Source organism: Paraburkholderia sediminicola (assembly GCF_046026675.1).
In the GTDB taxonomy this organism is placed as follows: Bacteria; Pseudomonadota; Gammaproteobacteria; order Burkholderiales; family Burkholderiaceae; genus Paraburkholderia; species Paraburkholderia sediminicola_F.
In genome coordinates this window covers 47,262-73,502 of sequence record NZ_JAQQEY010000003.1, presented here as the reverse complement: position 1 = coordinate 73,502, position 26,241 = coordinate 47,262, and the positions used below count along the sequence as shown (strand labels likewise).

The window sequence follows — 26,241 nt, the reverse complement described above, 5'->3', positions numbered from 1 at the left end:
CCAAAACGGCACCTGATCAACCGGAGGCAAAAATCTTCAGTGATGTCGTATGGGCGGCCTTCCTTCAACTCGACATTGGCGGGCGCCGAAATTGGTGCGCAATCATGCTGGGTGGACCGCGACGCTTCGTTGTGGGGGTGCGTTTTTCACTGTTACTCACATGCCGCCCGTGCGGCCCGTATGGCTTTGTCGAAGGATTGTTCGGTCGCCACATGCTTGTGGTCAACGCTGACGAGCCAGCGTGTTCCAGTGAAACACCACCGTATCCTCCTTTCCTCGAGGAGTTCCGAAAACCATCGCCAGTTGGAAGCATCTTCTGCATTCGCAGCGTCGGCTGCCTGACGTCTGGCTCGCTGCATCTCGTACGCCATTGTCATCCCCGACGTTTCGACCATTCGCCACTCAACCCGCGTGGTTCAAGTCGGCGACCAACTCCGGGACCACGGCGAACAGGTCACCCACCAGACCATAATCGGCGACGCTGAAAATCGGCGCTTCCGCATCCTTATTGATCGCAACGATCACCTTCGAGTCCTTCATGCCGGCCAGATGCTGGATCGCGCCCGAGATGCCGACAGCGATGTACAGTTGCGGCGCGACGATCTTGCCGGTCTGGCCGACCTGATAGTCGTTCGGCACGAACCCCGCATCGACGGCTGCGCGCGAGGCGCCCAGCGCCGCGTTCAGCCTGTCGGCCAGCGGTTCCAGAACCTTCGTGTAGTTCTCGCCGTTGCCCAGACCGCGGCCACCCGAGACGATGATCTTCGCCGAGGTCAGTTCCGGACGGTCCAGCTTCGTCACTTCACGGCTCACGAATTGCGAGAGACCCGTGTCGGCTGCGGCTTCGATCTTCTCGACCGTTGCGCTGCCGCCTTCTGCTGCGACCGGGTCGAAACCCGTCGTGCGGACCGTGATGACCTTGATCGGATCCTGAGACTGAACCGTTGCAATAGCATTGCCTGCGTAGATCGGACGCTCGAACGTGTCAGCGCTGTCTACAGCCGTGATGTCGCTGATCTGCGCGACATCGAGCTTCGCGGCGATGCGCGGCGCGATGTTCTTGCCGTAAGCAGTCGCCGGCGTGAGGATGTGCGAATAGTCCTTCGCGATGTTCAGCACCGTCGCTTCGATGTTTTCTGCGATGCCCGCTTCGAGTTGCGGCGCGTCGGCCAGCAACACCTTGCTCACGCCTGCGATCTTCGCTGCAGCATCGGCCGCGGCTTGCGCGTTGTGACCTGCCACCAGCACGTGAATATCACCACCGATCTTTTGCGCGGCTGCAATCGTGTTCAGCGTCGCGGCCTTGATCGATGCGTTATCGTGTTCTGCTATTACAAGATTCACCAGATTCGTCATTTCGTCCGTCTCCGCGTTTTACTTAAAGCACCTTGGCTTCGGCCTTAAGCTTCTCGACCAGCGTTTTCACGTCCGGCACCTTCACACCGGCTGAGCGCTTCGGCGGCTCGACAACCTTCAGCGTCTTCAGGCGTGGTGTCACATCAACGCCGAGGTCTTCCGGCCTGATGACTTCCAACGGCTTCTTCTTCGCCTTCATGATGTTCGGCAGCGTCACATAGCGCGGCTCGTTCAGGCGCAGGTCGGTCGTGATCACACCCGGCAGGCTCAGCGACAGCGTTTCCGCACCGCCGTCGACTTCGCGCGACACCGTAGCCTTGCCGTCAGCGACCACAACCTTCGACGCGAACGTTGCTTGCGGCAGATTCGCCAGCGCAGCCAGCATCTGGCCGGTCTGGTTCGAATCGTCGTCGATGGCCTGCTTGCCCAGAATGACCAACCCAGGCTGTTCCTTGTCGACCAACGCCTTCAGGATCTTCGCGACTGCAAGTGGCTCCAGGCTGTCTTTCGACTCGACGAGAATTGCGCGGTCCGCGCCGATCGCGAGCGCCGTGCGCAGCGTTTCCTGCGCTTGTGCCACGCCGACCGACACGGCGATCACTTCGGTTGCCACGCCTGCTTCGCGCAGACGAACGGCTTCCTCAACCGCGATTTCGTCGAATGGATTCATCGACATCTTCACGCTGGCGAGCTCGACACCCGATTGATCGGATTTCACGCTGACCTTCACGTTTGCGTCGACCACTCTCTTGACTGGCACCAGGATCTTCACATCCACTCCTTATCTCATCACGCTTACAGGGAACCACGGGTCTTGACGGCCTTCATGTCCAACATGGCTTTCGACGCGGCGCCTGTCTGCGCTTCGCCGATGCTTTCCAGCGAGAGCCCGGTCGACTTCGGACCAAAAACTGCCACGATCGCCCCCCCGATCAGAAAGCAGGTCACGATATACATGAACACGCTGTAGTAGCCGAACGCACCGTAGAGGCCACTTACAATGAACGGACCAATGATGTTGGCCATGCGCCCGACGCCGTAGATTAGACCGGTGGCTCCGGAGCGGATGTCGGTCGGAAAGCTCTCGGACTCAAAGGTCCAGAAGGCGACGGTAATGGCTTGCAGCCCGATCATCACGGCCGCCCCGAAGGCGACGATCAGGACAGGATTCGTGGTCCATCCGTACATCGACACCAGCACCGCAATAAACAGCGCGGCCCCCGCGATCATGTATTTGCGTTCTACCTTTTCGATCATTGTCATTGCGATCAGGGCGCCGAGCGGATTGCAGATCGCCATCAGGCTTGAGTAGCTGAGGGATTTCACCACGGAGAAACCGTGCTCGACCAGCAGGGACGGCACCCATGCAATGAAACCGTAAAAGCCCAGCGTACTAAAGATCGAGGTCAGCATGAAGACGATCAGTCTTGGGCGATACTCGCTGCCGAAGATCTGTGCGTGAGATACCTTCGGCGGGACGTAGAGCTGCTGATCCGCACGAAATGGCGGCAGTTCCCCATGACGTGCGATGGCGGCTGTCTCCAATCGCGCCACGATGCGTTGCGCGCGCTCGGTCTCGCCCCGGCGCTCAAGCCATCGTGGTGATTCGTTTAACTTCACGATTGCTGCTGGCACGACCAGTATGCCCAGTGCGCCCCAGATGAAGATGTAACGCCAGCCCTCCGGGCCGGTAGTCACAAGTCCACGGGCAACCCATGCGGTGATCGGGATACCCACAAGCGAGAATGCGATGATCAGGGAGAGTATTCGCCCACGCGTCTGAGCCGGAAAAAACTCGATGGTATAAGTGCTCGCGACAACAGTCATTGCAGACAAGCCCAGCCCGGTTATCAGTCGGAACGCGGCAAGCGACCAGATATCCCAGGCAAACCCGTTGAGGAAGGAAGCGACGGTGTAGACGAGTACGGACAGGACAAACACCGTCTTGCGCCCAAACCGGTCGCCAAGCACTCCGCCCACCAGCGCGCCCACAAACATGCCCCCGAAGCTCGCCGAGGTGATAAGCGCGATAGCGTGCAGATGAATGCCCCAGTTCTTGATGAGCTGGGGAGCGGCATAGGCGAAGGTGCTGAGATCAGATAGCTCGAAGAAATAGGCGAACATGAAAATGCCGATCACCCACTTGTGGGACCCGACAATCGGCAGACGGTCCAATCTCTGGTTTATGTCGTTCACGCGCTCCTCCATCTCATTGTAGATATGTGCCTTGCTCAAGGCATCGGACTATCGCCGGCGTGACTGACATCGATGCATCACGGTTGCGCGCGCCGGTTACTGCATTCGCGCGGCCAGATTGAAACCCGCCAGCTCCTGCTAACCGGTGGCCTGGGTCTCTTCGACTGTCCTTGCAGCGGTGATCTCTTCATTCGAAGGCGCCACGAAGGGATAGGGGACGGCTGGACCGCCGCGGTACGGCAGCGCGATGGTCGCCGAGCCTGGCGTAGATTCCTGGCCGTCCTGGTTGCGGATGCCAAGTTTCACTTCCACCAGCCCGTAACGCTCCAGCTTCAACAGGCCAGTTACTTCGCCCCAGACGACTAACGTACTGCCCACCACGTCCATGGCGCGAAACTGGAAGTTCACCTTCCATGGCCAACCGTGGTGGGTCGCCCACTCCTTGACAATCTGCACGAGGAAGTTCTGTTTGAGCGAGCCGTTCACGAGCAGATCGGGCAGCCTGTCGTGCTCCTGAGTGAAGGTTCTGTCATAGTGGATCTTGTGCCAGTTCTCGATGGCGGAGGACCAGCGCATCAGGTGCGTAGTTGTAAGCGGGCCTTTCGTTAATTCCGGAAGACGGTCGGCAATTCGAACGTCGTCGAAATAGCGCGGCTCGATGCGTGTCTCGGCGAGAAAAGCGGACGAGTTCATATATGTCATCTCCGGATCGTGGTCAGCTTGACACGCGCCACGAGGTTGCTTTGTTCGTCGAGGTAGTCCGTAGTCGTCACGACGAAAACCATCAATCCCTTCGAGGTTCGCCGCTCGAAGATGTCCGCGTAGCGACTCGTCGAATACAGCGTCTCTCCGTGTCGCATGTAGCGATACAGTTCGATTTCCGATCCGCCATTGAGCAACGCCAGTGAGTCGAGCGGCAGCGGCGGGAGCGAAGTGGGCCTGGCGTCTGCATCGGACGTTCGCGCCAGCGCAATCTCGTTTCGCGTGCCGTCGTAGTCGGGATCCGAGGCATGCTGCGATACGACATCGGGGACGCCAAACGGCAAACGGTGCTGGGTCAACGGAAACAGGGGCGGCGCAACAGGACCGCCGTATCGCGGTTGCGCGTCCGCGTCCATGAAGACAGGATCGGCATCCATGATGGCCTGCGCGAAACGTCGTACCGCGCCCCGTTCCACCGGATCAAACGCAGGCACCGGTTGCGTCTCCATGCCGATATACGAACGGACTTCGGCCGTGAGATAGGTTTCTGGTTCACTCATTGGCTTTCACCTTGCGTCGGCTCGGGCCCGCCATGCGCCGCCCGGCTGTTAGTCGATATGCGCGCACTCCTGCTCGCGCGATTGCTGTGACTCGCGAGCTTCATGAGCGCACGCTCGTGAGTTGTCGCGCCGAGATGGTTTCGAGGGACATCAATCTGTCGAAGAGCAACGCCGCATCGGTCTTCGCACCCACCGAATCGAGACACAGTTCGAACTTTTCGTAGAGGTCGTCGTTGGAGAACGGCAAGTCGGCATGGCCTCGCGCCCGGCGAACCTGTGAACCCTCCAACACCCTGCCGTTTTTCAGCTGCACGCGGACCTGGTCGTAGGGCGCACCGTCGGGGTTGCTGCTGTCGTACTCGCTGCCCGTCTCGATCCGCACACGCCGCATGAGCGACTGGACGTCGGCGCGGTTGACGAAGTCGTCGGTCAGTTCACCGAGCCCTACGCGCCCCGCTGTCAGCGTGGCGGCCATCGCAAACTCCATGCTGAACTTGGCCTCAAGTCCGGTCTTTGGCCGATGATTGCGCAGGATCGTCGCGTAGCGATCGCTGATGACAGCGGTAATGCTTTCGACATCCTGCGCTGTGCATCCGCTCTCTCTGACGAGCGCGAGAAGACCGTCGATGCACCGATGCGTGCAGTAGCAAAGCGGATACTGCTTGATGTTCAGGCCTTCGCGCACGATGTGCCAGCGCGTGCCCGTATCAGGCGCCGCCTCGCGGTCCGTGTTGCCGTGCTGAGAGACTGCGCACAACAGGCCCTGCGGATGCTCGAGCGCGTCGGTTGATGCAGTGAACCCCGCCTCGGCAAGCCGGGCCGCGACGACGCCTGCATGAGCCGAGCGCCCCGCGTGAAACGGTTTGGTCATGGTGCCGAAATTGGCAAGAAGCCCGGCGCTTTGCGACGCGCCGAGCGCGAGCGCGACGCTCGTGCTTTCGGCGCTCAGCCGTCGCAACGAGGAACACGCCGCTGCCGCCGCTACTGCGCCCCAGATGCCGGTAGGATGCCAGCCCTTCGAATGCACCGAGTCTTTTTCGCGAAGCGCCAGTTCGGCCCATGTCTCGTAGCCGGCCACATACGCTGTCAGCATGCTGGCGCCGCTCGCGTCCAGGTGTTCGGCCTCGGCGAGGATAGCGGGCACGAGCACCGTGCTGGGGTGGCCACGCACCGCCATATCGTCGAAATCTAGCGCATGCGCGGCGGTCCCGTTGATCCATGCCGCCTCAGGTGCGCTCACCTGCGACTGCGTAAAACCCAGCGTCGCCGCGCCCCGTCCGGGTGCCAGTACGCGCTGCAGGATACGCGGCGCGTCGGATTCGCGACCGGCGATCATGACGCCAATGCAGTCGACAAAGCCCGCCCGCGCGGTCTGCGTGGCCTTTTCCGGTATCGCCGCGAAGTCAAGGGCGGCCACGAATGCGCCGATTTTCTTCGTAAGTGACTGGGTCATGGCTCAGGCCGCCCGTAGACGATCGCGCAACACTTTCAGGCTGCCGCCAGTCTTTACAGTTCCCGGCAATGGGTGCCCGACGATATCTTCCGCAAGCCGTCCGACTTCAAGCAGTTTGTCCAGATCGATGCCCGTCTGAATGCCCATTTCATTCAGCATAAAGACCAGATCTTCGGTACACACATTGCCTGCCCCGCCGGCATGCGCCGCGAAAGGACAACCGCCCAGGCCTGCGACAGTGCTGTCGAAAGAGTCCACGCCCATCTGCAGTCCAGCGAAAGCGTTGGCGATGCCCATACCGCGTGTATCGTGCAGATGCAGCGAAAGCCGCAGGTCAGGGAATCGCTCGCGGACCGCTCCTACCACCCTGTAGATGCTCTGTGGCGTCGCCCATGCCATCGTGTCGGCAAGCGATACCACCTTGATTTCGACGCCAGTCTGCTTACCGAGATCAATGATCTGGGCCACCATCTCGACGATAGTTCCAACCGGAATGTCGCCCTGGAAGTTGCACCCGAATGCCGCCATGATGCTGCCGCGTTCAACCGGAATGTTGTGCTGCTTGAAGACAGTGATCATATGGCGCTGCTCGTCGAGATTTTCCGCGAGCGTGCGTTGCTGATTGCGCTGCAGAAATTTCTCCGACGCAGTTAGCGATATCAACCCCTTCATGAACAGCTTTTCGGTCGCGATCGCTCGCATCAAGCCCTTTTCGTTAAGCCACAGCCCTGTGTAGCGGATGCCCGGCTTTGCATGAAAGCGCTTGACCACTTCCTCGGCGTCGGCCCAGCCCGGCACGCGGGCAGGATTCACGAAGGACACCGTCTGGATCTCGCTAAGTCCTGTCTCTGACAAGGCGTCGATCAATTCGACCTTCCGATCGGTGGGGATCGTGCCCTTCTCGATCTGGAAACCTTCGCGAGGGCCTTCCTCGTTGATCTGAACTCTTTTAGGCAAATCGGGCATTGTCTTTCCTTTATCCGTGAATGCGGCCATCCGGGCTGGCCCGGTCAAAGCTTAGTAGAACCACCTATCGTCGCTGACGCGGCTTGAGATTGCGGCGTGGTTTGTTTGAACCGGCCCATCCCGGCCTACGATTCTTACTATTCGCTGTGCGAATTGTCATTTCGCACTTTCAGAATAGCAGCCTGTTTGCAAAGAGGTCAAGGGATCGCGGGAAAGCACCAGGTAGCGCGCCATTTTCGTCAGCACGAACAGGGTTTGCACTATGGTGGAATCGTTTGACGACGACAGATGAAGCTCGTAGCATCCCCACTAAAGAATTGATAATTCGCACCGCGAATATTGCCAGCTTCCGGCGCCGAGCCAAGCAACCGTCGGATTTCGCTTAGCCACGAGCGGGAAACGACGCAAACTCAATGTTTCCGTGTTCATTGCGCGACCTCGTGCCGGATGTACTGATCGAAGACAAGATTGAAGTGGCTTGCGAGCACGACGTGCTGCGCCCGGCGAGAAAGACCGGACCGCTGACGAGGGAGCTCTATTGGCAGATCGGCGAGTGTGGCTGGCTCGGCAGCGCCTATCCGAAGGAGTATGGCGGCCAGCTCTCGAAGTTCATTGCGGAGGAGGAATTCATACGCGCCGGCGTCAGCATCGATTTGGGGGTTAGCGGCGCCCGCCATTCTTGCGGCGGGGACAGACGAGCAGAGGCAATGCTTCGTCCCCAGACTGGTCAACCGCGACGTCTGGTTATGCCCGGATTTTCTGAGCCTCATGCGGGGACGGGTCTCTCCAGCCTGCATGGCCGGGCCATACCGACCGCGGAGGGCTACGTCATCAACGGGCAAGATTTACGCCAAACGCGCATTGGCCCACGCACATCTATTTGATGGCGCGACCTGACCCGCCGTGCCGAAGCACGAGGGCATCGCCATCTGCCTGATCTGAGCAGAGACATCGGTTAGCGGGCGGGGTCAGGCGAGCTTGCGATTTCAAGCCGCATCGGTGGCCGGTTTTCGGTCTTCATTTTCCGCCTGCAGCGGCGAACGCACCCGTTTCTTCGATCACGGCTGCGACGCATCGCGCCAGACACGCCGAGGATCAGGCGAGCAGCGGCATCTGCCCGGTCGCCCTGGTGGCGATGCCACCCCGGAAGAAGGGTGGTGCCGCAATGCGTCCATGGATCAGTTCACACAGGGATGGGCTGCCGAAGACGTCGATGCTGTCGATGGCTGGCTCGCTTTGGGGGCGATCGCCATGTTGGGGGACGCGGCCCCAGCACTGTCAAATGCAAGGGACTTGCCTGGTGCTCTCTTTGGTTGCGATCAGGGCCAGGTGGCCAACGGTAGGCATAGGCCGGCCGCGGCCGATTCGCGCCCCGACGCCGGACGGGAGGCTCCCCGTCCCATCCCAAAACTGTTACCGAAAGGCCATCCGTCAGCAGGGCTCACGCTAGACGGAGGCCGCGCGCTCGCCCCTCCCTAGTTGAGGTATTCCGTGCCCAAGGCCTCGACGAAGGCGACCTGCGACTGTGTCGTTTCCTTCCGCAGCCTCAGCAGCGGCGCGTACTCTTTGCTTTCATAGAACCGCCGCGCCGCATCCATGGAGGCAAACTCGAGCATGATCATACGCTGGAGGGCGAGCTCGCCCTCCAGGGGATGCACCGCACCGGCACGAACCACATATTGCCCGTTGTACTGTGCAATGACCGCCGGCACCTTTTCGCGGTATTCGGCGAACCGCCCCGGGTCGGTGACGATAACGTTCGCAACCAGATAGCACTTCATCATCTACCTCACTTGCATGGATTGAAAATCGGATCGTAGGGACCGACGCAAAGGCAGGCTCGGCCGCGAACTTTGGTTCAGGTCTGCCGTCAACCGCCGGCCTACCCAGCTCGCTGCGACCTCGCGTCGACATGGCTGCACGTCCTGCAACCGTCGCAGACCACATGAGACCGGATCAGAGCGTGTGGGCCCAGGGCTCCGGGAGGAGGCGGTACGAACCGTCTGTGCGGGACAGTCGGGCGAAGCCTGGGAAATGCAGATGCGCCCCGGCCACCACCAGGTTGTCACGCAGCAAGATGTCGAAAATGGCCTGGCGTGAAAATGCCGCCCGGGCCTGATCGACGTCGTACCGCACAGTAATGTCCGGCCGCGGCACCTGCAATTCCGGCACGTGCACTGTGTCGCCCCAGAACAGCATGTCCTCTCCAGCCGAAGAGATGCGATAGGCGACATGGCCCGGGGTATGGCCATGACTGGGCAAGCCGACGATGCCCGGTAGCACCTCGCCCGCAGTGAACGTGCGGATGCGGTCACGATAGGGTGCCAGGCAAAAGCGCGCGGCGGCAAAATAGCGCGAGCGCGCACGCTCGTCTGCCAGGGCCATGACGGCGTCGTCGAGCCAATAGGCGATTTCTGCTTCATGGACGATCACCTCGGCGTTCGCGAAAACCGCTTCGCCGTCGGCGGTCGTCAGACCGTTGGAGTGGTCGGGATGGATATGAGTGAGCAGGACAGCATGCACACTATCCAACGCAATACCGGCTTTGGCGAGGTTGTCGCATAGCCTGCCGCAGGTTGTTCCCAACGTGCTGCCACATCCGGCATCCACTAGCACAGTCCGATCTTCTGAGCGGATGGCAAATACGTTAATAGAAGCCCGAATGGTTGGATAACCTTGCCCAGCGACCATCATCTGGACAGTCTCGGCCTCGCTGATCCCCTGCACAATATCGACAGGGGGGTACAGGTAGCCGTCACAGACGGCAGTCACTGTCAGGTCGCCAACCCGGCGATGGTAGACACCCGGGATTTGCTCGGACGGAAGACGGAACATTGCATATTCCTCACGCTGTAAGTGATGGGTGGAAAGCATTGGCCAGGGAGACTGTCGCCCCTTGCCAGTTCGAATGGCATCTGGGGAAATGCGGTTGCGCCTGCTTTTCCAGCCAGTTGCCTTAGGAGGGCGGAGTCAGGCATCGCGTTATCGAGCCCGATGCGCTCGCGGGCCATAGCGTGCGACGGACGCCAGGTCGTTTGCTGGCTGGGCGCGGCGCACCAACGCGGACTTAACATTGCACAATCGCGTGACCCGTCCTGCCCGTTTCGCCGGATGGTTCGCTTGTGCGCAGGCAACATTCGGCGTTTCACCCGCGTCGGCGGTCTATGCGCCGGTCCGACGCCTGCGGGAGTGCGGGCGACAATGATGTCACCCGGCTTCAGCGCGACCGCTTCGCTGAGCGTCGACGCAGGAATAGCGATGCCGACGACCCGGCCATGGGTCGCGGCGCTCCGCTCCACGTTGCGGTTTGGCGGGATCTGCGGCCGCAATCCTCGGCGGCCACGCGGTATCTCTTCAGCAGCGACAGGAAAGGCCCCGAGGGCGCCGGTGTGGTCGGCGTCCTTGCCGACCGTCCACTGTTGAGGCTCGGGTTGGCAGTCTCGAATCGATGGGTCGCTAAAAAAGGAATAAGCGATGACTTGCTCGCGCGGCCGCACCTTTCCGATTTCGCGATCGCCGCATCCGATGAATGCTGAGAACTCACCTTCGAATTCCAAACGCTGGGGGACGCGAGCCCGAACGACGGCCGCACCCTCTCCGACGAAACTCAAGCCGGTGTGGCTGAAAGCGGCGGAATAACCAGGCACGGCGAACGCCCTTTCGGGGCAGCGTTCTGCGTAAGCAAGACCAATGCAGAAAATCCCGGGCGGCGCCCGCAACGGCACGACCGGGTCGAAGTCAATTTCCTCGCCCTCCTGCAGGGCGCGGCCGGCTGCTAACCCACGTTCATTGTCCCCGGAGCATAGGTGACCCAGATAGCTGGCATACCTAACGTTCCTGATGGCGCATACACGGAAGGAAGATTCGGCTCTGGCGGCCGCAGAACTCCCGATCCCATTCTCCCGGTATGCCGCAAAACACATGCACTCTCCTCAGGGGCTGATTCAAACCTATTATTCGCTGTGCGAATTTGCATTTCGTTGACCTAGAATATCAACCAGTTAGCCGACAGGTCAATGGATCAGGGGAAAACACCAGGTTTCTGGCTCAACATGAAAAACCGTCGAGGGTTTGTACTACGACGGAATCGTTTGACGACCGCAAACGAAGGCCGTAGCATCGTAATTATGAATTGTTAATTTGCATAGCGAATTACGCCGAGATTTTGACCAGGAGACGCACAGACAATGGACTTCGCTTATACCCCCGAGCAGGAAGCGCTCCGACGCGACGTTCGCGCGTTCATCGAGCACAACGTGACGCCCGCCGTACTTGCCGACGACAACATCAAGGTGGCCGCCGAGGATGGCGAGATGCGCCCGACCGGCAGGACCGGGCCGTTGATGAAAGAGCTCTACAGGAGGATCGGCGAACGTGGCTGGCTCGGCATCGCCTACCCGAAGGAATATGGCGGCCAGGGCGGCGATCAGCTCTCGCAGTTCATCGTTGAAGAGGAATTCATGCGTGCCGGCGTCAGCATCGATTTGGGCGGTAGCGGCGCCCCGGCCATTCTTGCGGCCGGGACAGAGGAACAGAAGCAGTACTTCATCCCCAGACTGATCAACCGCGAAGTCTCGTTCTGCCTCGGATTCTCTGAGCCTCATGCGGGTGCGGATCTCGCCAACCTGCGCTGCCGGGCCGTACCGACCGCGGATGGCTACGTCATCAACGGCCAGAAGATTTACACCACAGCAGCGCACTGGGCGACCCACATCTACCTGATGGCGCGAACTGACCCATCCGCACCGAAGCACGACGGCATCTCCATCTTCCTCATCCCCATGGATACGCCCGGTATTACGGTGCGCCCGCTATGGACCATACAGAATTCACCGGGCGCACCGCACGGCACAACCTACGGCGAAGCCCGCACCAACGAAACCTTTTTCGACGATCTGCGCGTGCCGAAGACAGCGTTGCTCGGCGAAGAGAACAAGGGCTGGGGTATCGGCGCCGCAGCGCTGAACCTCGACCGGGTGGGCGCATGGCGGTACCTGATGTCGATCCGGCGCGACGAGGACATCGTCAACTGGCTCAAGGAGAACCGGCACGGACCCGAAGCACTTGCCAACAACGCAGCGATTCGCGACAAGGTGGCGGAGTTGTGGACCGAGGCGCAGGTCTGCCGGCTCATGACAATGCGCAGCATGTCGATCGTGCAGCGCGGCGGCAAGTTTACCTACGAAGGTTCAGCCGAGAAGGTGTGGGCGCCCGAGCATGGCGTCAAGACGACGGAAGCCATCACCCAGATGCTTGGGCCCTATGCCCAGCTGCTCAGTACTTCCCCGCATGCGATTGAGGAAGGGGTCTTCGCACATAACGTGATGGGCGCTTTCCAGTCGGGAGTGAATCACGGCAGCGTGCAGATCATGCGTGACCAGATCGCCCGGCGTGGCCTGAACCTGCCTTCGTCACGGAAATCTCGCAAACCTCAGTGAAGAACCATTGGCTCGCCGGCTATCGGCATGCACGGCGTGAGCAATCAACGGAGATCGATGTGCAAGTCCTACTAGATGATGAACAAGAGATGATCCGCGACGCGGCCCGCGCTTTCCTCCAAGGAGAATGCTCGACCAAGCTCGTGAGAGAAATGGAGCGCGATCCCAAGGGCTATCCGCCGGCGCTCTGGCACAAGGCCGCCGAGCTCGGCTGGCAGGGCTTGTGCCTGCCCGAAACCTATGGCGGCTCGGCCATGCCTTTGGTCTATCTCGGGCTCGTGCTTCAGGAAATCGGCCGTGCCGTGGCGCCGTTGCCGCTGCTGAGCACGGTAGTCGCGGCACTGACCATCGCGCGCGACGGATCAGACTCGCAGCGCGACGCGATACTGCCCGCCGTAGCTCGCGGCGAGAAGCTTTTGACGTGGGCTGTCGTGGAAAACGGAGCGTACTGCTCCCCCACTGCCGTGCATACCACGGCGCGTCGCGAGGGCGATGACTTCGTGATCAACGGCAGCAAGCTCTTTGTGGACAACTTCGTAAGCGCCGATGCATGTCTCGTTGCGTGCCGCACTTCCGGCGACGCGTCGCGCGGCGCAGAAGGTCTTTCCCTCTTTCTGGTCGACACTGCCAGCGCGGGCATTACGCACCGTGCGCTCGTCACTACCGCGAAGGACCAGCAGAGCGAAGTCGTATTCAAGGACGTGCGCGTTCCGGTCGGCCAATGCATTGGAGCGCTAGACCAGGGCTGGCCAGTCGTCGAAGCGATGCTCGATGTCGCAACGGCGCTGCTGTGCGCCCAGATGCTCGGCGCGGCCCGCAAGGACGCCGAAATGGCCATCGAATACGCAAAGATGCGCGAGGCCTTCGGCCAGCCGATCGGCGCGTTTCAGTCTGTGCAACACATGTGCGCGGACATGATCATCTGGATCGACGGGGGCGAACTGTTAACGTACGAAGCCCTGTGGAAGATGGATCAGGGCCTGCCACATACCGTCGAGGTATCGCAAGCGAAGGCCTTCTGCAATGAGAAATGCGAGGCCGTCGTCCGTAACGCTCAGGTGATTCACGGCGGCATCGGCTTCATGATGGAATTCGATCTGCACCTCTGGTTCCGACGCGTGTCGGCGTGGACCATGCGTCTTGGAACGACGCATGAGCATCGCGCCAGAATCGCCCACGCGCTGCTCGACCTCCCTGGCCACGTGGTGCTCGGACGGCCGGTACCCGTCCTTACGGACGAGCACCCGTCCGACGCGCACCGGCAGCCTGCCGAGTTCGCGCACTGAGCAGTCACAGCAGAAACCATGCGATGACGGCTCTCCGGCGCCCCTATCGCAGCAACACTGCAGGAGACACATAACATGGCTGGTCCATTGGACGGAATGAAGGTGGTAGAGATCGGCGTCGCTATGGCGGGGCCGTTCTGCTCCATGACACTCGGTGACTACGGCGCGCAGGTTATCAAGGTGGAACGCATCGGAGTGGGAGACGACAGCCGATATTGGGGCGAGGGCTTCCACGGCGTTCTCGCCGGCTACTACGCATGTACCAACCGCAACAAACGCGGCATTGCGGTTGACCTGAAAAATCCCGAGGGAGCGGCTCTTGTGCGACGCCTCGTGGACCAGGCCGACGTGCTGGTCGACAATTACCGGGTCGGCGCGCTGGCGCGCGCCGGCCTCGACTACGAGCAACTTCGCGAAACAAATCCCCGGCTCATCTACTGCTCCATCAGCGGCTTCGGCGCGACCGGTCCGCTGAGCAAGCGGCCCGCCAATGATCTTTTCATGCAGGCGTATACGGGCGGCATGAGCTTGACCGGCGAGCCTGATGGTGGGCCGGTCAAGATGGGGCCATCGGTATGCGACGTCACAGCGGGCATGATGGCCACGATCGGTGTCCTGCTCGCGGTGGAGGCGCGTCACCGCACCGGGCGCGGCCAGCGTGTCGACACGTCGCTGCTTGAAGGGCAAATCTCGATGCTAGGCCAGCATCTCACGCGTTTATTCGCTACCGGCGAGCCGCCGACGCGGACCGGCAGCGCGGGACTCGGCGGCAACCCTACCTATCGGGCGTTCGAGGCATGCGACGGCTGGCTCGTCATTGCATGCTTCAACGACCGCATGTTCAGGGATCTGTGCACGGTGCTCGACCAACAATCCTGGGTCACGGACGAGCGCTTTCAGAGCAACAGCAGCCGCACCGAGCACAGGGACTTCCTCGCCGCAGCGATCGCGCAGATCATCGCGAAGCAACCAACCGCGCATTGGCTTGAGCATTTCGAAGCCGCAGGCGTACCGTGCTCACCGATCAACACCCTGGATCGCCTCGTTCGGGAAGAACAGTTGCAGGCACGCGAATGTCTCGTCGATATCGACCTGCCAGGGCTTGGTTCCATGCGCATGGGCGGCTTACCGGTGAAATTAAGCGAAACACCCGGCAGCGTCGCTCTGCATCCGCCACGCCTCGGCCAGCACACTGAAGTCGTATTGCGAGAGATTGGACTATCCGCGAGCGACATTGCCAACCTTGCCGAGCGCGGCGTGGTCGCGACAGACGCCGGCTGGTCAGCCCCGAATGTACCCGCTAACGCCTCCCATTGAAAGTCTGTCCACGCTGGCAAGTGCGCACCGGAAGCGCAACTCACCACGCGGCGGGGCAGCAGGCCATTGATCACAACACAGACAGCGGCACGCCATGAAACTCATCTACTTCGACGACTTCCAGCTCGGCGTACTCAAGGGCGAGCGGGTCGTCAACATCACGTCCGTGCTGAGTGATATCGCACATCGCGATCGGCAGGATTTGATGACCGGGCTCATTGCAGGATTCGACGCCTACCGCCCGCGCATCGAATCGCAGCTGGCAACGGAACAAGGAATGCCGCTCGCCTCCGTGACGCTGCGCGCGCCGCTGCCGCGGCCGCGGCAGATCAGTTGCATGGCGGTGAACTACATGGAGAACGGAACGCTCGATGCGCGGCCGCCCATTAACGCGTTTCACAAGTCTCCTGGCGCAATCATCGGACCGGGCGAGACCATGCTCCTGCCCGATGTGCCCGCGAGCGTATTCGAGGGCGAGGCAGAACTCGGCGTCGTGATCGGTAGGCGCGCGTCCAACGTACCCGCGGCGCAAGCGCTGTCCTACGTCTTCGGCTACGTCAATTTCATAGACGGTTCGGCGCGCGGCCTACCGCCCGCCCACAACGTCTTCTTTCAGGCCAAGTCACGCGACACCTTTGCGCCTGTTGGGCCATACATTGTGACGGCAGACGAGATTGCCGACCCGCAGAAACTTCAAGTCCAGCTGTGGGTGAACGAAATGCTCAAGCAGGACTTCAACACGGATGATATGGCGCACGACATCGCGCGCTGCATCGAGTGGGTCAGCGCCATCCATGCCCTCGAACCCGGAGACATCGTCGCGACCGGCACAAACCATCGAGGCTTGAGCGCCCTCCACGACGGCGACCGGGTCGAACTCGAAATCGAGGGGCTGGGGCGTCTGCGAATTCACGTCCGGGACGATCTGAAGCGCACCTGGTCCAGAGACACGCGGCTCGAATGCAGCATGAAGTACGTCGCCGAGACGGGCCAGAAGGCGCCGCCTACCGGCGTCATCGCGAGGCAACTGAGTGGCAGGTATGCGCAGACCTGATCCGGCGCCCGAGACAAGCACGTCGGTCGACGGTCGGGGGTCTTACTCATCAACACCGCGCAGTGTAATATCTCCACCCTGTGGTCCGGACGGCCTGACATCCCAGCTGGCTCCCGGGGCTATGGTGCAAATCCCGGCTCGCAGCCATTCACGCCGGAAATCCCGTACATGACGTACCCAGCAATTTGCGGCACTGCCAGATGTCAGAACTCTATTCCGATTTTTCAGATCCGCACGAGGTGAATGGTTGACAGACAATGACCGCCATTTTGTCACGGCGCTGGCGCGGGGCCTGGCAGTGTTACGCTGCTTCACTACCGCCAAGCGGGAACTGGGAACCTCGGAGATCGCCAGGCTTTTGAAGTTGCCGCAGCCTACCGTCTGGCGTCTTTGCAGAACGCTGCAGGACGAAGGGTATTTGCTAACTGGCCAGAACGGCGACAAACTGCAGTTGAGTCCATCGGTGCTAGGCTTGGGCTATAGCGCGCTCGCGGCAGCACCGCTGTCCGATATCGCCAGGCCCGCGATGCAGGAAATCGCCAATCGCTTTGGCGCCGCGTGCAGCATGGGCATGCGCCATGGGCTGCAAATCGTCCTGACACAACGCTGCCAGGGGCAATCGGAGCTTGTCCTCAATCTTCACGTCGGTTCGCAGCTTCCTCTGGCGAACACTGCGATGGGCGCGGCCCACATTGCTCGCATGCGTGAAGAGGATCGCACGATGCTGCTCGAGCAGATACGCGTAGCCGATCCGGACAACTGGCCAGCACGCGAAGCCGTGATTTCCGGAGCACTCAGGCAGTTTGCGGAACAAGGGTTCATAGTCGACTCTGGAGACTTCCATCCTCGCATCAATGCGGCTGCCATCGCATTCGTCGCAAGCGACGGACAGATCTATTCGCTCAGTTGCGGCGCGCCATCGGAACAGATCAAAGTGGACACGCTGCGCAATGAGATTGGACCGGCTCTGGCAGTGCTTGCGAAAGCTCTCTCTCCACAGCGTTAAGAAGTGCCCTCCACCGCATTGACGTAGGCCGCAGCCAAGTTATCAATCTGCTGACACCCGCGAAAGCCCCGTGGTGGCGGAAGCGTCTCGTCTGCGCTCATTTCCATAACTCCGCGACGGCGATCTGGTATTTCACTTGCGGCGGGGCCCCATGAGCTTCGAGGTGCCTCTTCGTAAAATGAGCCTACGGTACCCTTCGCCGGTTCGCCCGGCTTGCGGAGGATCCGCGCGACGCGTCCAGCACGTGCATCGACGTCGGCCAGCAGGACGACGTCCATATTCGAAGTGCTGCGGAAAAAAATGGGCCTCCAGTCGGCGCCGCAGACTAGGACCAGTTACCGGTCGGCTAACCTGAATTACAATGAACGCGCGCCTTCTGCGCCGAACGTATGCGAGTTACGGGCGTTGCCCCACTGATTGTTTGGCCGTCTGTCACGCCTCGACGGTAATCTCCATCGAGTTCAAAGAATGCTCCCGGGCATTGATCCTGGCACGTCCGAACTGCACGTCCCGCTGCTCTCCAGCGAAGGCCTTATTGTCGGGACCGCAAGTCATCCGTTGGACATATCCAGGCCAGGAGCCGATTGTCTGAAAAGGATCGAGCGAATTGGTGACGAGCCATGCGTACTGCGCTATCGGCGCTGCGTGAGAAATGGTCCGACAGGCCATTGGCCCCTCCGCTCAGACGCACGACGCTGTTCTCCTTGGTGCCATTCACCGGCCGCTGCGCCCCCCGCAATTGTGTGGAACGACATGCGTAGCGTCAGCGAGTGCGATGAACTAACCGCGCGGGCGTCCAGGCTCTGCGTTTGCGTAGGCCGTATTTAATTTGTCCCTATTGCAAGGGTAAATCACCCGCGCGCTATGCATGACCCGGTTCGTCGCTAAACCTTGTCCAGTAGGCTTCTGGAACCGGGCGAAATGAACTGGTCACAAGCGGGACGGACGGTCAACTATGTTCACCGTACACGCCTCTCGGGGTTTTCCCCTTCAGAAATCATCTTGACAGCGTTCCTACCGTATTCGATCATTTGCTCAATTAAAGATCAAATGATCTAACTCTGAAGGTTCGCTCATTTTTTCAACGGAAGCGGCAGAAATAGAGAAAGGCATAAAACCGCTGCAAAGGCGCAATTATCACGGGAACCGGGCTCCGGCAGCAGTATGCGACGCATCCGATATGGGAACGGCGCACAGATGGTGATCGGTAGATGATCATCGTTTCGACTCCGTTCGGCAGGTTGCATCCAGGATCAGTTCCGGCAAGAACGGCCAACCAGGAAGGACAGAGAACATGGCACGAGAATTGGAAGGCAAGGTTGCCGTTGTAACCGGGGCTGCGTCGGGCATTGGGCTGGCCAGCACCGAGGCGCTGCTGACGGCCGGCGCTCGCGTGGTTCTGGTCGACCGCGACGACGCAGCGCTGGCGGCAATTTGCAGCGGACGCGGCGATGGAGCGATTCCGCTGGTCATCGATCTGCTCGACCCGAAAGCCTGCGCGACGCTTGCGCCGCGCGTCCTGGAGATGGCGGGGCAGATCGACATCCTGCATGCCAATGCGGGCGCTTACGTCGGCGGTGATCTGGTCGATGCCGACACCGCGGCGATTGACCGGATGCTGAACCTCAATGTCAACGTCGTAATGAAGAATGTTCACGACGTTTTGCCGCACATGATCGGAAGACGGACCGGGGACATTATCGTGACCAGTTCCCTGGCTGCTCACTTTCCGACGCCCTGGGAGCCGGTCTATGCGTCGTCCAAATGGGCGATTAACTGCTTTGTTCAGACGGTGCGGCGCCAGGTTTTCAAACACGGAATTCGCGTCGGCTCCGTCTCGCCTGGCCCGGTCATTAGCGCACTGCTCGCTGACTGGCCAGAGGAGAAACTGAGAGAGGCCAAGGAGTCGGGAAGTCTGCTAGAAGCTAGCCAGGTAGCCGAGGTGATAATGTTCATGTTGACGAGGCAACGCGGCATGACCATTCGCGACGTGGTCCTGATGCCCACCAATTTCGACCTCTAGACCGGGAAGATCGGATCCGTCGGCTTCCTCATGAACGGTCGAAACGGGAAGGACGTCCCGTTGGGCGCGCCCAGGAGTTCCGGACGCAGGCGAAAGGGAGTATCCGATAAGCGCGCTCTTCGGGCATGGAATTGCGCTGCGTGCCGTACTGCGTACTTTGCCACACGCAATCACCGATGAGCCCGAACGCAGGATCGTCACCAGCGGCTGCCTTCGCGTGGCCGCTTCATTGAGATGACTTTCGGGTCGTGACCGACGCCTTCGATGCGAGCAATGCGTCGGGACGAGTCCGACCTGAACTAAAATGCCCTCTGACTTCAAGACGCGCGCCCTATCCGAAATGACCGCTGCTGCGTCACGGGTGGTTGCCACAATCCCCAGGCTTCATCGAGTTTGAAGAATGTTTCTTGGCATTGATCTTGGCACGTCCGAACTGAAAGTCCTGTTGCTGGCCAGCGACGGACTTGTTGTCGGGACCGTGCGCCATCCGTTGGACACATCCAGGCCGAGGCCTCGATGGTCTGAGCAGGATCCAGAGGATTGGTGGCGAGCCACGCGGATTGCTCTATCAACGCTGCGTAAGCATTATCCCGACGCGTTCGCACGTATCCAGTCCGTTGGCCTCTCTGGCCAGATGCACGGGGCTGTTCTCCTCGATGCCAACGACAGGCCGCTGCGCCCCGCAATTCTGTGGAACGATATGCGCAGCGTCATCGAATGCGATGAACTAACGGCGCGCGCACCAAGGCTGCATGAAGTCGCAGGCAATTGCGCGATGCCGGGGCTCACCGCGCCAAAGCTGTTATGGGTTGCACGACACGAACCGGAGCACTTCCGGAAGCTGGCGTGCGTCCTGCTGCCGAAAGACTATTTACGTCTGCGATTGACCGGCGTAAAGCTCACCGATCCATCAGATGCGTCAGGAACCCTCTGGCTCGACATTGCGCGCCGCGTGTGGTCTGACGAGCTTTTGCAGGCTTGCGCCATCACACGCGCGCAGGTGCCCCCGATTGCAGAAGGGAGTCGAGCGGCCGGCGTTGTTCGTCGTAGCGTCGCGAGCGAACTTGGCCTGCCTGCAAATGTAATCGTCGCTGCGGGCGGGGGCGACACCGCGACGAGCGCGTTGGGCGTCGGAGCAGCGGAGGCCGGGGATGGATTCCTGTCGCTCGGTACGTCGGGAGTGCTATCCGTCGTCACAGATCAGTTTCGGCCGAGCCCACACCCGGGGATTCACGCGCTGTGCCACGCGATTCCGAACAGGTGGCACCGAACGAGCGTAGTGCTGTCTGCGGCCAGTTGCGTTCGTTGGCTATGCAATCTCACTTCGACCGACGAAACAAGTTTGCTGGGTGAGGTCGCGAGTGTCAGTGCCGACCGCCGCGCGAAAGCGCCACTTTTCCTGCCATACCTTTCCGGCGTGCGAACACCGCACAATGATCCGTACGCCCAGGGAGTGTTTTGTGGACTTGTCGATTCGACCAATCGCGCGACACTCGCCTATTCGGTGCTCGAGGGCGTCACGTTTGCGGTGTGGGACGGTTTCGACGCCCTGTATGCGGACGGTACACGTGAAACCGCACTCGCTCTTATTGGTGGAGGCGCACGCAGTGCGCACTGGGCACAGTTGGTCGCTGATGCCCTCGGGATAACGATACGGCGGCAGCCAGATTCACAGTCCGTCGCTGCGCTTGGAGCCGCACGCCTCGGCTGGCTCGCGGCCGGCGGCGATTTTTCGGTTGTAGTCCGTCCCCCCCGGGTACTGGAGGAATTCTTTCCTGACGCTGAGCGGCATTCGATACTGTCGGAGCGACTGGCATCGTTCCAGGCCTTGTACAGGCAGTTACGCCCGCTTTTCCCGCAATCGTAGACAGGATTAACTCCGTTACCTCGTGCGATCCGACTGTCCCGTGGATCTCGAGCCGTCCCAGACAAACGTTTGAGCGGTGCGAACCAGATTTCATCACAGACCGCGTCAGTAGGGGTGCGCGGTCCGGTGGCCACGGCAGCAGCCGACCCAAGGAAAGTAATATAACCACGCCAACCTGCCCACCGACATGTGCGCGTCAAATATCGCAGGCGTCGAAAAAAATCTGACCGCAATCTTGACTCTCGGGGGCCCATGGCAAACACAATTGGCCATAATGCGTCATTCGGTTACAGCGTCACCGGTGCATTCCAACGCCGGTTTGCGGTCAGATAACGGACCTCGACGGATCTGACGAGTTATATATCCAGATTCGCAGGACGGTCAGGAGCGCTTGCTGAAGTTTCGTAGAGGAGAACTACAACCGAAGGTGGCTGCATTCGTCGTTCGGCTACATACATTTGCCCGAGTCATCCGAAGTCTGCGCCGAATGTGGCGCTTCGATGAAGCTTCGTGGCGAGAACGTCTCCGAATAACTCGAGTATGGGCCGGCGAGTTTCCGGGCCCTGCCCTCTGCCACATTCGTCCGGGTTTTGCCTATTCATGTCGTGGACCACATCGCTCAGGCAGCCGCGCCCAGCCAGTCCATCGAACGTGGATCCAGCGACGCATTGAACCGTTACGCCCGATCACCAGCCGCACAAGTCACGCTGACTCGTCCTCGACGTGACCATACGGGCGACGGAGATTCGACCGAGGTCGGCACCGCGTCTGCGTAAGTGTCGCTTATGAAGCCGTGCGATTGCGCCCTGAGGTTCTCGTCAATTCCAGAATCTGAGGAAGGCCAGCGCACACAAAATTGTACCCATCCCGCCAATCCGGGTGGCGATCTGCGCGAACGGCATCAAGGTCATGCGGTTGGCAGCGGTCAGGATCGCGACATCACCGCCGCCACCGAGCCCGCTATGGCACGCATTGATGATCGCGGCCTCGACGGGATACATGCCGAGCCAACGGCCGCAAAAAAAACCCACCACAACAAGCGTGATGACGGTAGCTACGATCGTCGCGATGTTCGCCAGGGTAATCGCCGCCATCAGTTTGTCCCACGGCGTCCAGAATGCGCCGATCGCGAAAAGCAGTGGGAATGTGGTCATCCGCACAAAGAAACGATGCAACTGATGGGCGCCCGTATGCAGCGTCCCGGACACCCCGTTGAGCAGCTTGAGGGCAAGCGCCAGCAACAGCATTGCCACCGCGCCTGGAAAATCGGTCCACCGCTGGATCAGCATGCCGACGAGATAGAGCGCGATAGCCGTATAGCCTGCGTAACAGAGGCTGCGAATATCGAAGGTGTCGGTTTCCATCTTTGCTGACGTCGGGGGTTCTTCCGCCGAAGAGGCATCGATCCGCCCGTTACCCGTTAGATGAGGTCGCTTCTTCGCATACGCATTGAGCAATCCGCAGCAGATGATTGCACACAGATTCGCGAGCATGATCACGGGGATGACTCTTGAAAGCACCTCAGCTTGCGTAGTGTGCATGAGCAATGCATAGCCGATCGAAAGCGGAATTGCACCTTCGCCGAGACCGCCAGCCATAATCGGCACGGCGATGAAGAAAATAATTTCGTGAGCATTCAGGCCAAGGGCCAATCCGACGGCAAGCGCGGCAAGTGTGGCGACGATGGAGCCGAGCAGCAGCGGCGCGAAAATCTTCCCAAACCCTTTGATCAGTTGTTGCCGATTCATGCTCAGAATGCTGCCGACCACCACCGCCAGCACGAAAAGCGAAAGAGGATTGTCATTCTTCCAGAACGCCGCGATGGGAGCCACGAGCGGCTCCGGTATGAGCTTGTGATAGACGAGATAGGAGGGAACAAATCCAGCGAGAAGGACTGGACCACCGAGCATGCGCAATAGCGGAATTCGCGATCCCAATTCCGCAAGCAGGAACCCGAATACCGAAAGGACGGCAATCACGGTGGTCAGATCGCGTGGTAGCGATTTCGCATAAACGCCAATCAGCAACGCCGCGACGATGGCGATAAACGCTGGCACCGGTACAAGCCCGATCGACGCGCCGAACATGCCTGACAACAACTGTGGCGATTTGCGCCGACGAGCCCTGGTCTCCAGGGAAGCCCCCTCCCCGGGCTTGCACACCTTGGCGTTCAACATGATGTCTCCATGAATATTTATGTTCTGGCTTTGAATCCTGACTCTTCAACTGGCAAGAACGCTGTCCACATAACGCCGCGCTCTTGCCACGATGGGGGCGTCGATCATCAGCCCATCCACCTTCGTCACCGCGTCCCCTACCTCGGTAGCGCTGCGATGCGCCTCTATAACCCGCTGGGCCCACGCTAGCTGGTCGGCGCTCGGACTGAATCCGGCATTCAGAATTGCTATCTGGTTGGGATGAATGGCGACGCTGCCCGCAAACCCCAGCGCGCGCGACGCACGCACAACCTCCCTGTAAGCCTCGACGTCTGCAAATCCCGCAACGCTTCCGGCGAGACCAATTGCTGGCAATCCATACGCGCTCGCTGCGATCACCAGTTGCTGCGCAGGCCATCGCAATGCCTCAGTTGTAGGCTCAATACCCATTGCGGCACCGAAGTCCTCCGACCCGAAAGCGATGGCTGCGAGATTGTTCGAAGACTGCGCAATCTTCGCCACCGAAAGCAGCCCTTTGGGCGTTTCGATCGTGGGTATAAATTTCACGCCGCGCAGATCGGATGACACTCGCCTCCGCCAAAGCAATTCTGCATATCGCACGTCTTCGCCAGCTTCCACTTTTGGGAGCATGATGCCGGCGACCGCCTGCACAGGAATCGACGCGATATCGAGTTCGAGCAGATCGCGAGGCGCGTTGACCCGCACGATGACCGACGCACCCTGATCGCTGAGCGCGCGCGCGGTTCTGGCGGCAAGATGGCGAGCCTCTTCCTTGCGCTCCGGCGCGACCGAATCCTCCAGGTCAAGAATCAATGCGTCAGCGCCACGTTCCACGGCTTTGACGAAATATCGCCCGCCCGTAGCGGGCAAGAAAAGCAGGGATCGAAGCCGGCTTAGCGACATTCGACGATCCCCTCGCGAATAAGCGCGTCAATTGCTTCGTCACCGACGCCAGCCGCAAGCAGAATCTCACGGGAGTGCTCCCCCAGCTTCGGTGCCACATGTCGGATCGCGCCAGGCGTGCGGCTCATCCTCGGCGTAGGTTGATGCATCAAGACGGTCCCGTCAGTCCCGCCATCCTTTTTCACGAAAACTTGACGCTCGACGATATGAGCGTCTGCCACCAGCCCGTCGACGTCGTAGATTGGACCGACCGTGATACCGCTACTCCTGAAGTAGGTCAGACAGTCGTCCTGCGACCGCTTCGACACGAAGGCGTTGATGTGGGCGTCGATCTCCGCATCGCGTTCCAGCCGCCCTGCATTCGAACGCAGGCCAGGGTCCGACTCATAAAGATCGCCGCGTCCGATCGCAACGAATATGCGTTCAGCCATCTTTTCCGTCGAACCCGACAGCGAAATCCATTTCCCGTCGCCGCACCGGAACACGCCCCGGGGCGACGCGATCTTGGTGCGCGGGTCAGGCAGCGCGCCCGTTCTCGCCCATGTCGTTACCTGGGGCCCCATGACAGCGAGCATCGGCTCGAGCAAGGAAAGATCGATGACCTGACCGCGACCATCGCCCTGCTCGACCTGCCGCAGCGCCGCCATGGTCGCGAACGCTCCGGTCAAGCCGGCGACCATGTCGGCAAGTGCCATATTGGGCAGTGTCGGCGTGCCGTCCACCGCTCTGTGGCTGTTTGCGAAACCGCACATGCCTTCGATGAGACTGCCGAAGCCGGGCAGTCCGCGATAGGGTCCGGTCTGCCCCCATCCGGATACGCGGACGACCACGAGCCGGTCATATCGATCCAGCAGGTCGCAAGGCTCCAGCCCCATGCTTTCGAGCGTGCCCGGCTTGAAGCTCTCCACCAGCACGTCAGCATGGTCGAGCAGCGCCAGAAGAATCTCGCGCGCAGAGTCGGAGCGCAAGTTCAGGGACAGGCTTCGCTTGTTGCGACCGTAGACCTGCCACCACGAGTCGAATGCCTCATCGCTGCCGGGCGCACGTGAGAGCCAATGGCGCAGCGGATCGCCAGCGCCGAGCGCCTCAACCTTGATAACTTCAGCACCGAAATCCGCCAACTGAAGCGTCAGCATGTTGCCAGCCACCAGCCGACTCAGGTCAAGGACCCGAAGACCGGCCAGCGGTGCCTGCGTGTCGCGGGGCTTTGTCTCATTCATTGATATTGTCGCTTCTCGCATTCCAGGGCCACTCTCGTGTCGACTGCTTCCTGCAGCCGAACTGGCTTTCTCGCCTCGACCTATCGTTTCGCCGATACAATGAATCCGGAAACAACGATATGGCTCGCTGCGCCACCAGAAGACCCCGGCGTCACCAGCCGTTGCAGGATAGATCGAAACAATTTGCTACGTCAAATTATTTTATTTGCTATGACAAACACGATGGAAGAATCCGTGCCGGTCGCGGAGGTAATCCCCGACGACCTTCTCACGTTCCGGGTTTCGGTGCTTTCGCAGTTGCTCGCGCGTGTCGTCGAGGCATCGGTGTCGGAAAAGCTCGGCCTGTCGGCACGCCAGTGGCGTTTTCTGATGACGCTCAATCGCATCGGAAAGTCGACCTCAGGGGAAATCGCGCAATTCTCCCATCTTGACTACAGCCAGGTCAGCCGGGCCGGCGCCGAACTGGTCGAAAAGGAACTGGTCGTGTATGCGGTCGACGCCAAGGACAAACGCAAGTCATACGTCAGTCTGAGCGCCAAAGGCAAACGGGCTGTCGCGAAAGGTCTGGGCCGTGCGCTGGAGCGTCAGGCGCGACTCAAGGGCGCACTAACGGCGGACGAATATCAGCTACTCGGCTCTATCCTCACCAAGCTTACAACTGAGGCCCGGCAGATGCTGACGAACGAGAAATCCGAAATGAAATGAGGCCGTGCGCTG

At 60.4% G+C, this 26,241-nt stretch carries 22 protein-coding genes and 1 pseudogene; 10 read left to right on the top strand and 13 right to left on the bottom strand.

The window, feature by feature from the left end:
* Positions 1–402 precede the first annotated feature (402 nt).
* From PQQ86_RS38500 to PQQ86_RS38470, 7 genes are all read right to left on the bottom strand, one after another.
* Entirely contained in the window at positions 403–1,347 is a 945-nt protein-coding gene (locus tag PQQ86_RS38500) for an electron transfer flavoprotein subunit alpha/FixB family protein (protein ID WP_408250538.1), read from the bottom strand.
* A gap of 31 nt (positions 1,348–1,378) precedes the next feature.
* Positions 1,379–2,128, bottom strand: coding sequence for an electron transfer flavoprotein subunit beta/FixA family protein (locus tag PQQ86_RS38495; RefSeq protein WP_408279735.1), 750 nt, complete (start codon positions 2,126–2,128; stop codon positions 1,379–1,381).
* A gap of 23 nt (positions 2,129–2,151) precedes the next feature.
* Complete coding sequence (locus PQQ86_RS38490; RefSeq protein WP_177205251.1) at positions 2,152–3,552, bottom strand: MFS transporter; 1,401 nt, start codon at positions 3,550–3,552, stop codon at positions 2,152–2,154.
* A gap of 138 nt (positions 3,553–3,690) precedes the next feature.
* Positions 3,691–4,245 carry a hotdog family protein gene (locus PQQ86_RS38485; protein WP_408279518.1) on the bottom strand — a complete coding sequence of 185 codons (555 nt, stop codon included), beginning with the start codon at positions 4,243–4,245 and terminating at the stop codon, positions 3,691–3,693.
* A gap of 5 nt (positions 4,246–4,250) precedes the next feature.
* Positions 4,251–4,814: an FAS1-like dehydratase domain-containing protein gene (locus PQQ86_RS38480; protein WP_408250423.1), complete on the bottom strand. Its 564-nt coding sequence runs from the start codon at positions 4,812–4,814 to the stop codon at positions 4,251–4,253.
* 100 nt (positions 4,815–4,914) lie between these two features.
* Positions 4,915–6,267 (bottom strand): MmgE/PrpD family protein, encoded by a 1,353-nt coding sequence (locus PQQ86_RS38475; RefSeq protein WP_091810450.1) that lies wholly within the window; start codon positions 6,265–6,267, stop codon positions 4,915–4,917.
* A gap of 3 nt (positions 6,268–6,270) precedes the next feature.
* Complete coding sequence (locus tag PQQ86_RS38470) at positions 6,271–7,263, bottom strand: hydroxymethylglutaryl-CoA lyase (protein WP_408279517.1); 993 nt, start codon at positions 7,261–7,263, stop codon at positions 6,271–6,273.
* A 383-nt stretch (positions 7,264–7,646) separates the two neighbouring features.
* On the opposite strand from PQQ86_RS38470, the gene PQQ86_RS38465 reads away from it, so the two are divergent.
* Positions 7,647–8,117 carry an acyl-CoA dehydrogenase family protein gene (locus PQQ86_RS38465; RefSeq protein ID WP_408279516.1) on the top strand — a complete coding sequence of 157 codons (471 nt, stop codon included), beginning with the start codon at positions 7,647–7,649 and terminating at the stop codon, positions 8,115–8,117.
* Positions 8,118–8,708: 591 nt separating this feature from the next.
* Here PQQ86_RS38465 and PQQ86_RS38460 read toward each other — a convergent pair.
* The 3 genes from PQQ86_RS38460 to PQQ86_RS38450 form a co-directional block, all read right to left on the bottom strand.
* On the bottom strand, positions 8,709–9,017 hold the full coding sequence (locus PQQ86_RS38460; protein WP_408250429.1) for a DUF1330 domain-containing protein: 309 nt from the start codon (positions 9,015–9,017) through the stop codon (positions 8,709–8,711).
* A gap of 172 nt (positions 9,018–9,189) precedes the next feature.
* Positions 9,190–10,068, bottom strand: coding sequence for an MBL fold metallo-hydrolase (locus PQQ86_RS38455; protein WP_091810460.1), 879 nt, complete (start codon positions 10,066–10,068; stop codon positions 9,190–9,192).
* Positions 10,008–11,156, bottom strand: coding sequence for a fumarylacetoacetate hydrolase family protein (locus tag PQQ86_RS38450; RefSeq protein WP_408279515.1), 1,149 nt, complete (start codon positions 11,154–11,156; stop codon positions 10,008–10,010). The genes PQQ86_RS38455 and PQQ86_RS38450 overlap by 61 nt, the downstream gene beginning before the upstream one ends.
* Positions 11,157–11,420: 264 nt before the next feature.
* Between PQQ86_RS38450 and PQQ86_RS38445 the strand changes: the two genes are divergently transcribed.
* The 8 genes and pseudogenes from PQQ86_RS38445 to xylB all read left to right on the top strand — a co-directional run bounded on the left by PQQ86_RS38445 (position 11,421) and on the right by xylB (position 21,224).
* Complete coding sequence (locus tag PQQ86_RS38445; protein WP_408279514.1) at positions 11,421–12,671, top strand: acyl-CoA dehydrogenase family protein; 1,251 nt, start codon at positions 11,421–11,423, stop codon at positions 12,669–12,671.
* Positions 12,672–12,730: 59 nt separating this feature from the next.
* Positions 12,731–13,957 (top strand): acyl-CoA dehydrogenase family protein, encoded by a 1,227-nt coding sequence (locus PQQ86_RS38440; protein ID WP_408279513.1) that lies wholly within the window; start codon positions 12,731–12,733, stop codon positions 13,955–13,957.
* A 75-nt stretch (positions 13,958–14,032) separates the two neighbouring features.
* Entirely contained in the window at positions 14,033–15,274 is a 1,242-nt protein-coding gene (locus PQQ86_RS38435) for a CaiB/BaiF CoA transferase family protein (RefSeq protein WP_408279512.1), read from the top strand.
* A gap of 94 nt (positions 15,275–15,368) precedes the next feature.
* Complete coding sequence (locus PQQ86_RS38430; protein WP_408279511.1) at positions 15,369–16,328, top strand: fumarylacetoacetate hydrolase family protein; 960 nt, start codon at positions 15,369–15,371, stop codon at positions 16,326–16,328.
* Between the two features lie 247 nt (positions 16,329–16,575).
* Positions 16,576–17,334 carry an IclR family transcriptional regulator gene (locus tag PQQ86_RS38425; RefSeq protein WP_408279510.1) on the top strand — a complete coding sequence of 253 codons (759 nt, stop codon included), beginning with the start codon at positions 16,576–16,578 and terminating at the stop codon, positions 17,332–17,334.
* Between the two features lie 1,294 nt (positions 17,335–18,628).
* Entirely contained in the window at positions 18,629–19,357 is a 729-nt protein-coding gene (locus PQQ86_RS38420; protein ID WP_408279509.1) for an SDR family oxidoreductase, read from the top strand.
* Positions 19,358–19,368: 11 nt separating this feature from the next.
* Positions 19,369–19,467 (top strand): annotated as a pseudogene (locus PQQ86_RS38415) (hypothetical protein); the annotation flags it as partial.
* A 290-nt stretch (positions 19,468–19,757) separates the two neighbouring features.
* Positions 19,758–21,224: a xylulokinase gene (gene xylB / locus PQQ86_RS38410; protein WP_408279508.1), complete on the top strand. Its 1,467-nt coding sequence runs from the start codon at positions 19,758–19,760 to the stop codon at positions 21,222–21,224.
* Between the two features lie 818 nt (positions 21,225–22,042).
* Here xylB and PQQ86_RS38405 read toward each other — a convergent pair.
* Genes PQQ86_RS38405 through PQQ86_RS38395 form a run of 3 tightly spaced genes read right to left on the bottom strand, consistent with a single transcriptional unit; the run spans position 22,043 to position 25,524 of the window.
* The gene (locus PQQ86_RS38405) at positions 22,043–23,401 is read right to left on the bottom strand and encodes a 2-hydroxycarboxylate transporter family protein (protein ID WP_408279507.1); all 1,359 of its coding nucleotides are present in this window, start codon (positions 23,399–23,401) and stop codon (positions 22,043–22,045) included.
* 45 nt (positions 23,402–23,446) lie between these two features.
* Positions 23,447–24,304, bottom strand: a complete 858-nt coding sequence (locus tag PQQ86_RS38400; RefSeq protein ID WP_408279506.1) for an HpcH/HpaI aldolase/citrate lyase family protein — start codon at positions 24,302–24,304, stop codon at positions 23,447–23,449.
* Positions 24,295–25,524, bottom strand: a complete 1,230-nt coding sequence (locus PQQ86_RS38395; protein WP_408279505.1) for a CaiB/BaiF CoA transferase family protein — start codon at positions 25,522–25,524, stop codon at positions 24,295–24,297. The genes PQQ86_RS38400 and PQQ86_RS38395 overlap by 10 nt, the downstream gene beginning before the upstream one ends.
* 36 nt (positions 25,525–25,560) lie before the next feature.
* On the opposite strand from PQQ86_RS38395, the gene PQQ86_RS38390 reads away from it, so the two are divergent.
* Complete coding sequence (locus PQQ86_RS38390) at positions 25,561–26,229, top strand: MarR family winged helix-turn-helix transcriptional regulator (RefSeq protein ID WP_408279504.1); 669 nt, start codon at positions 25,561–25,563, stop codon at positions 26,227–26,229.
* Positions 26,230–26,241: the final 12 nt, after the last annotated feature.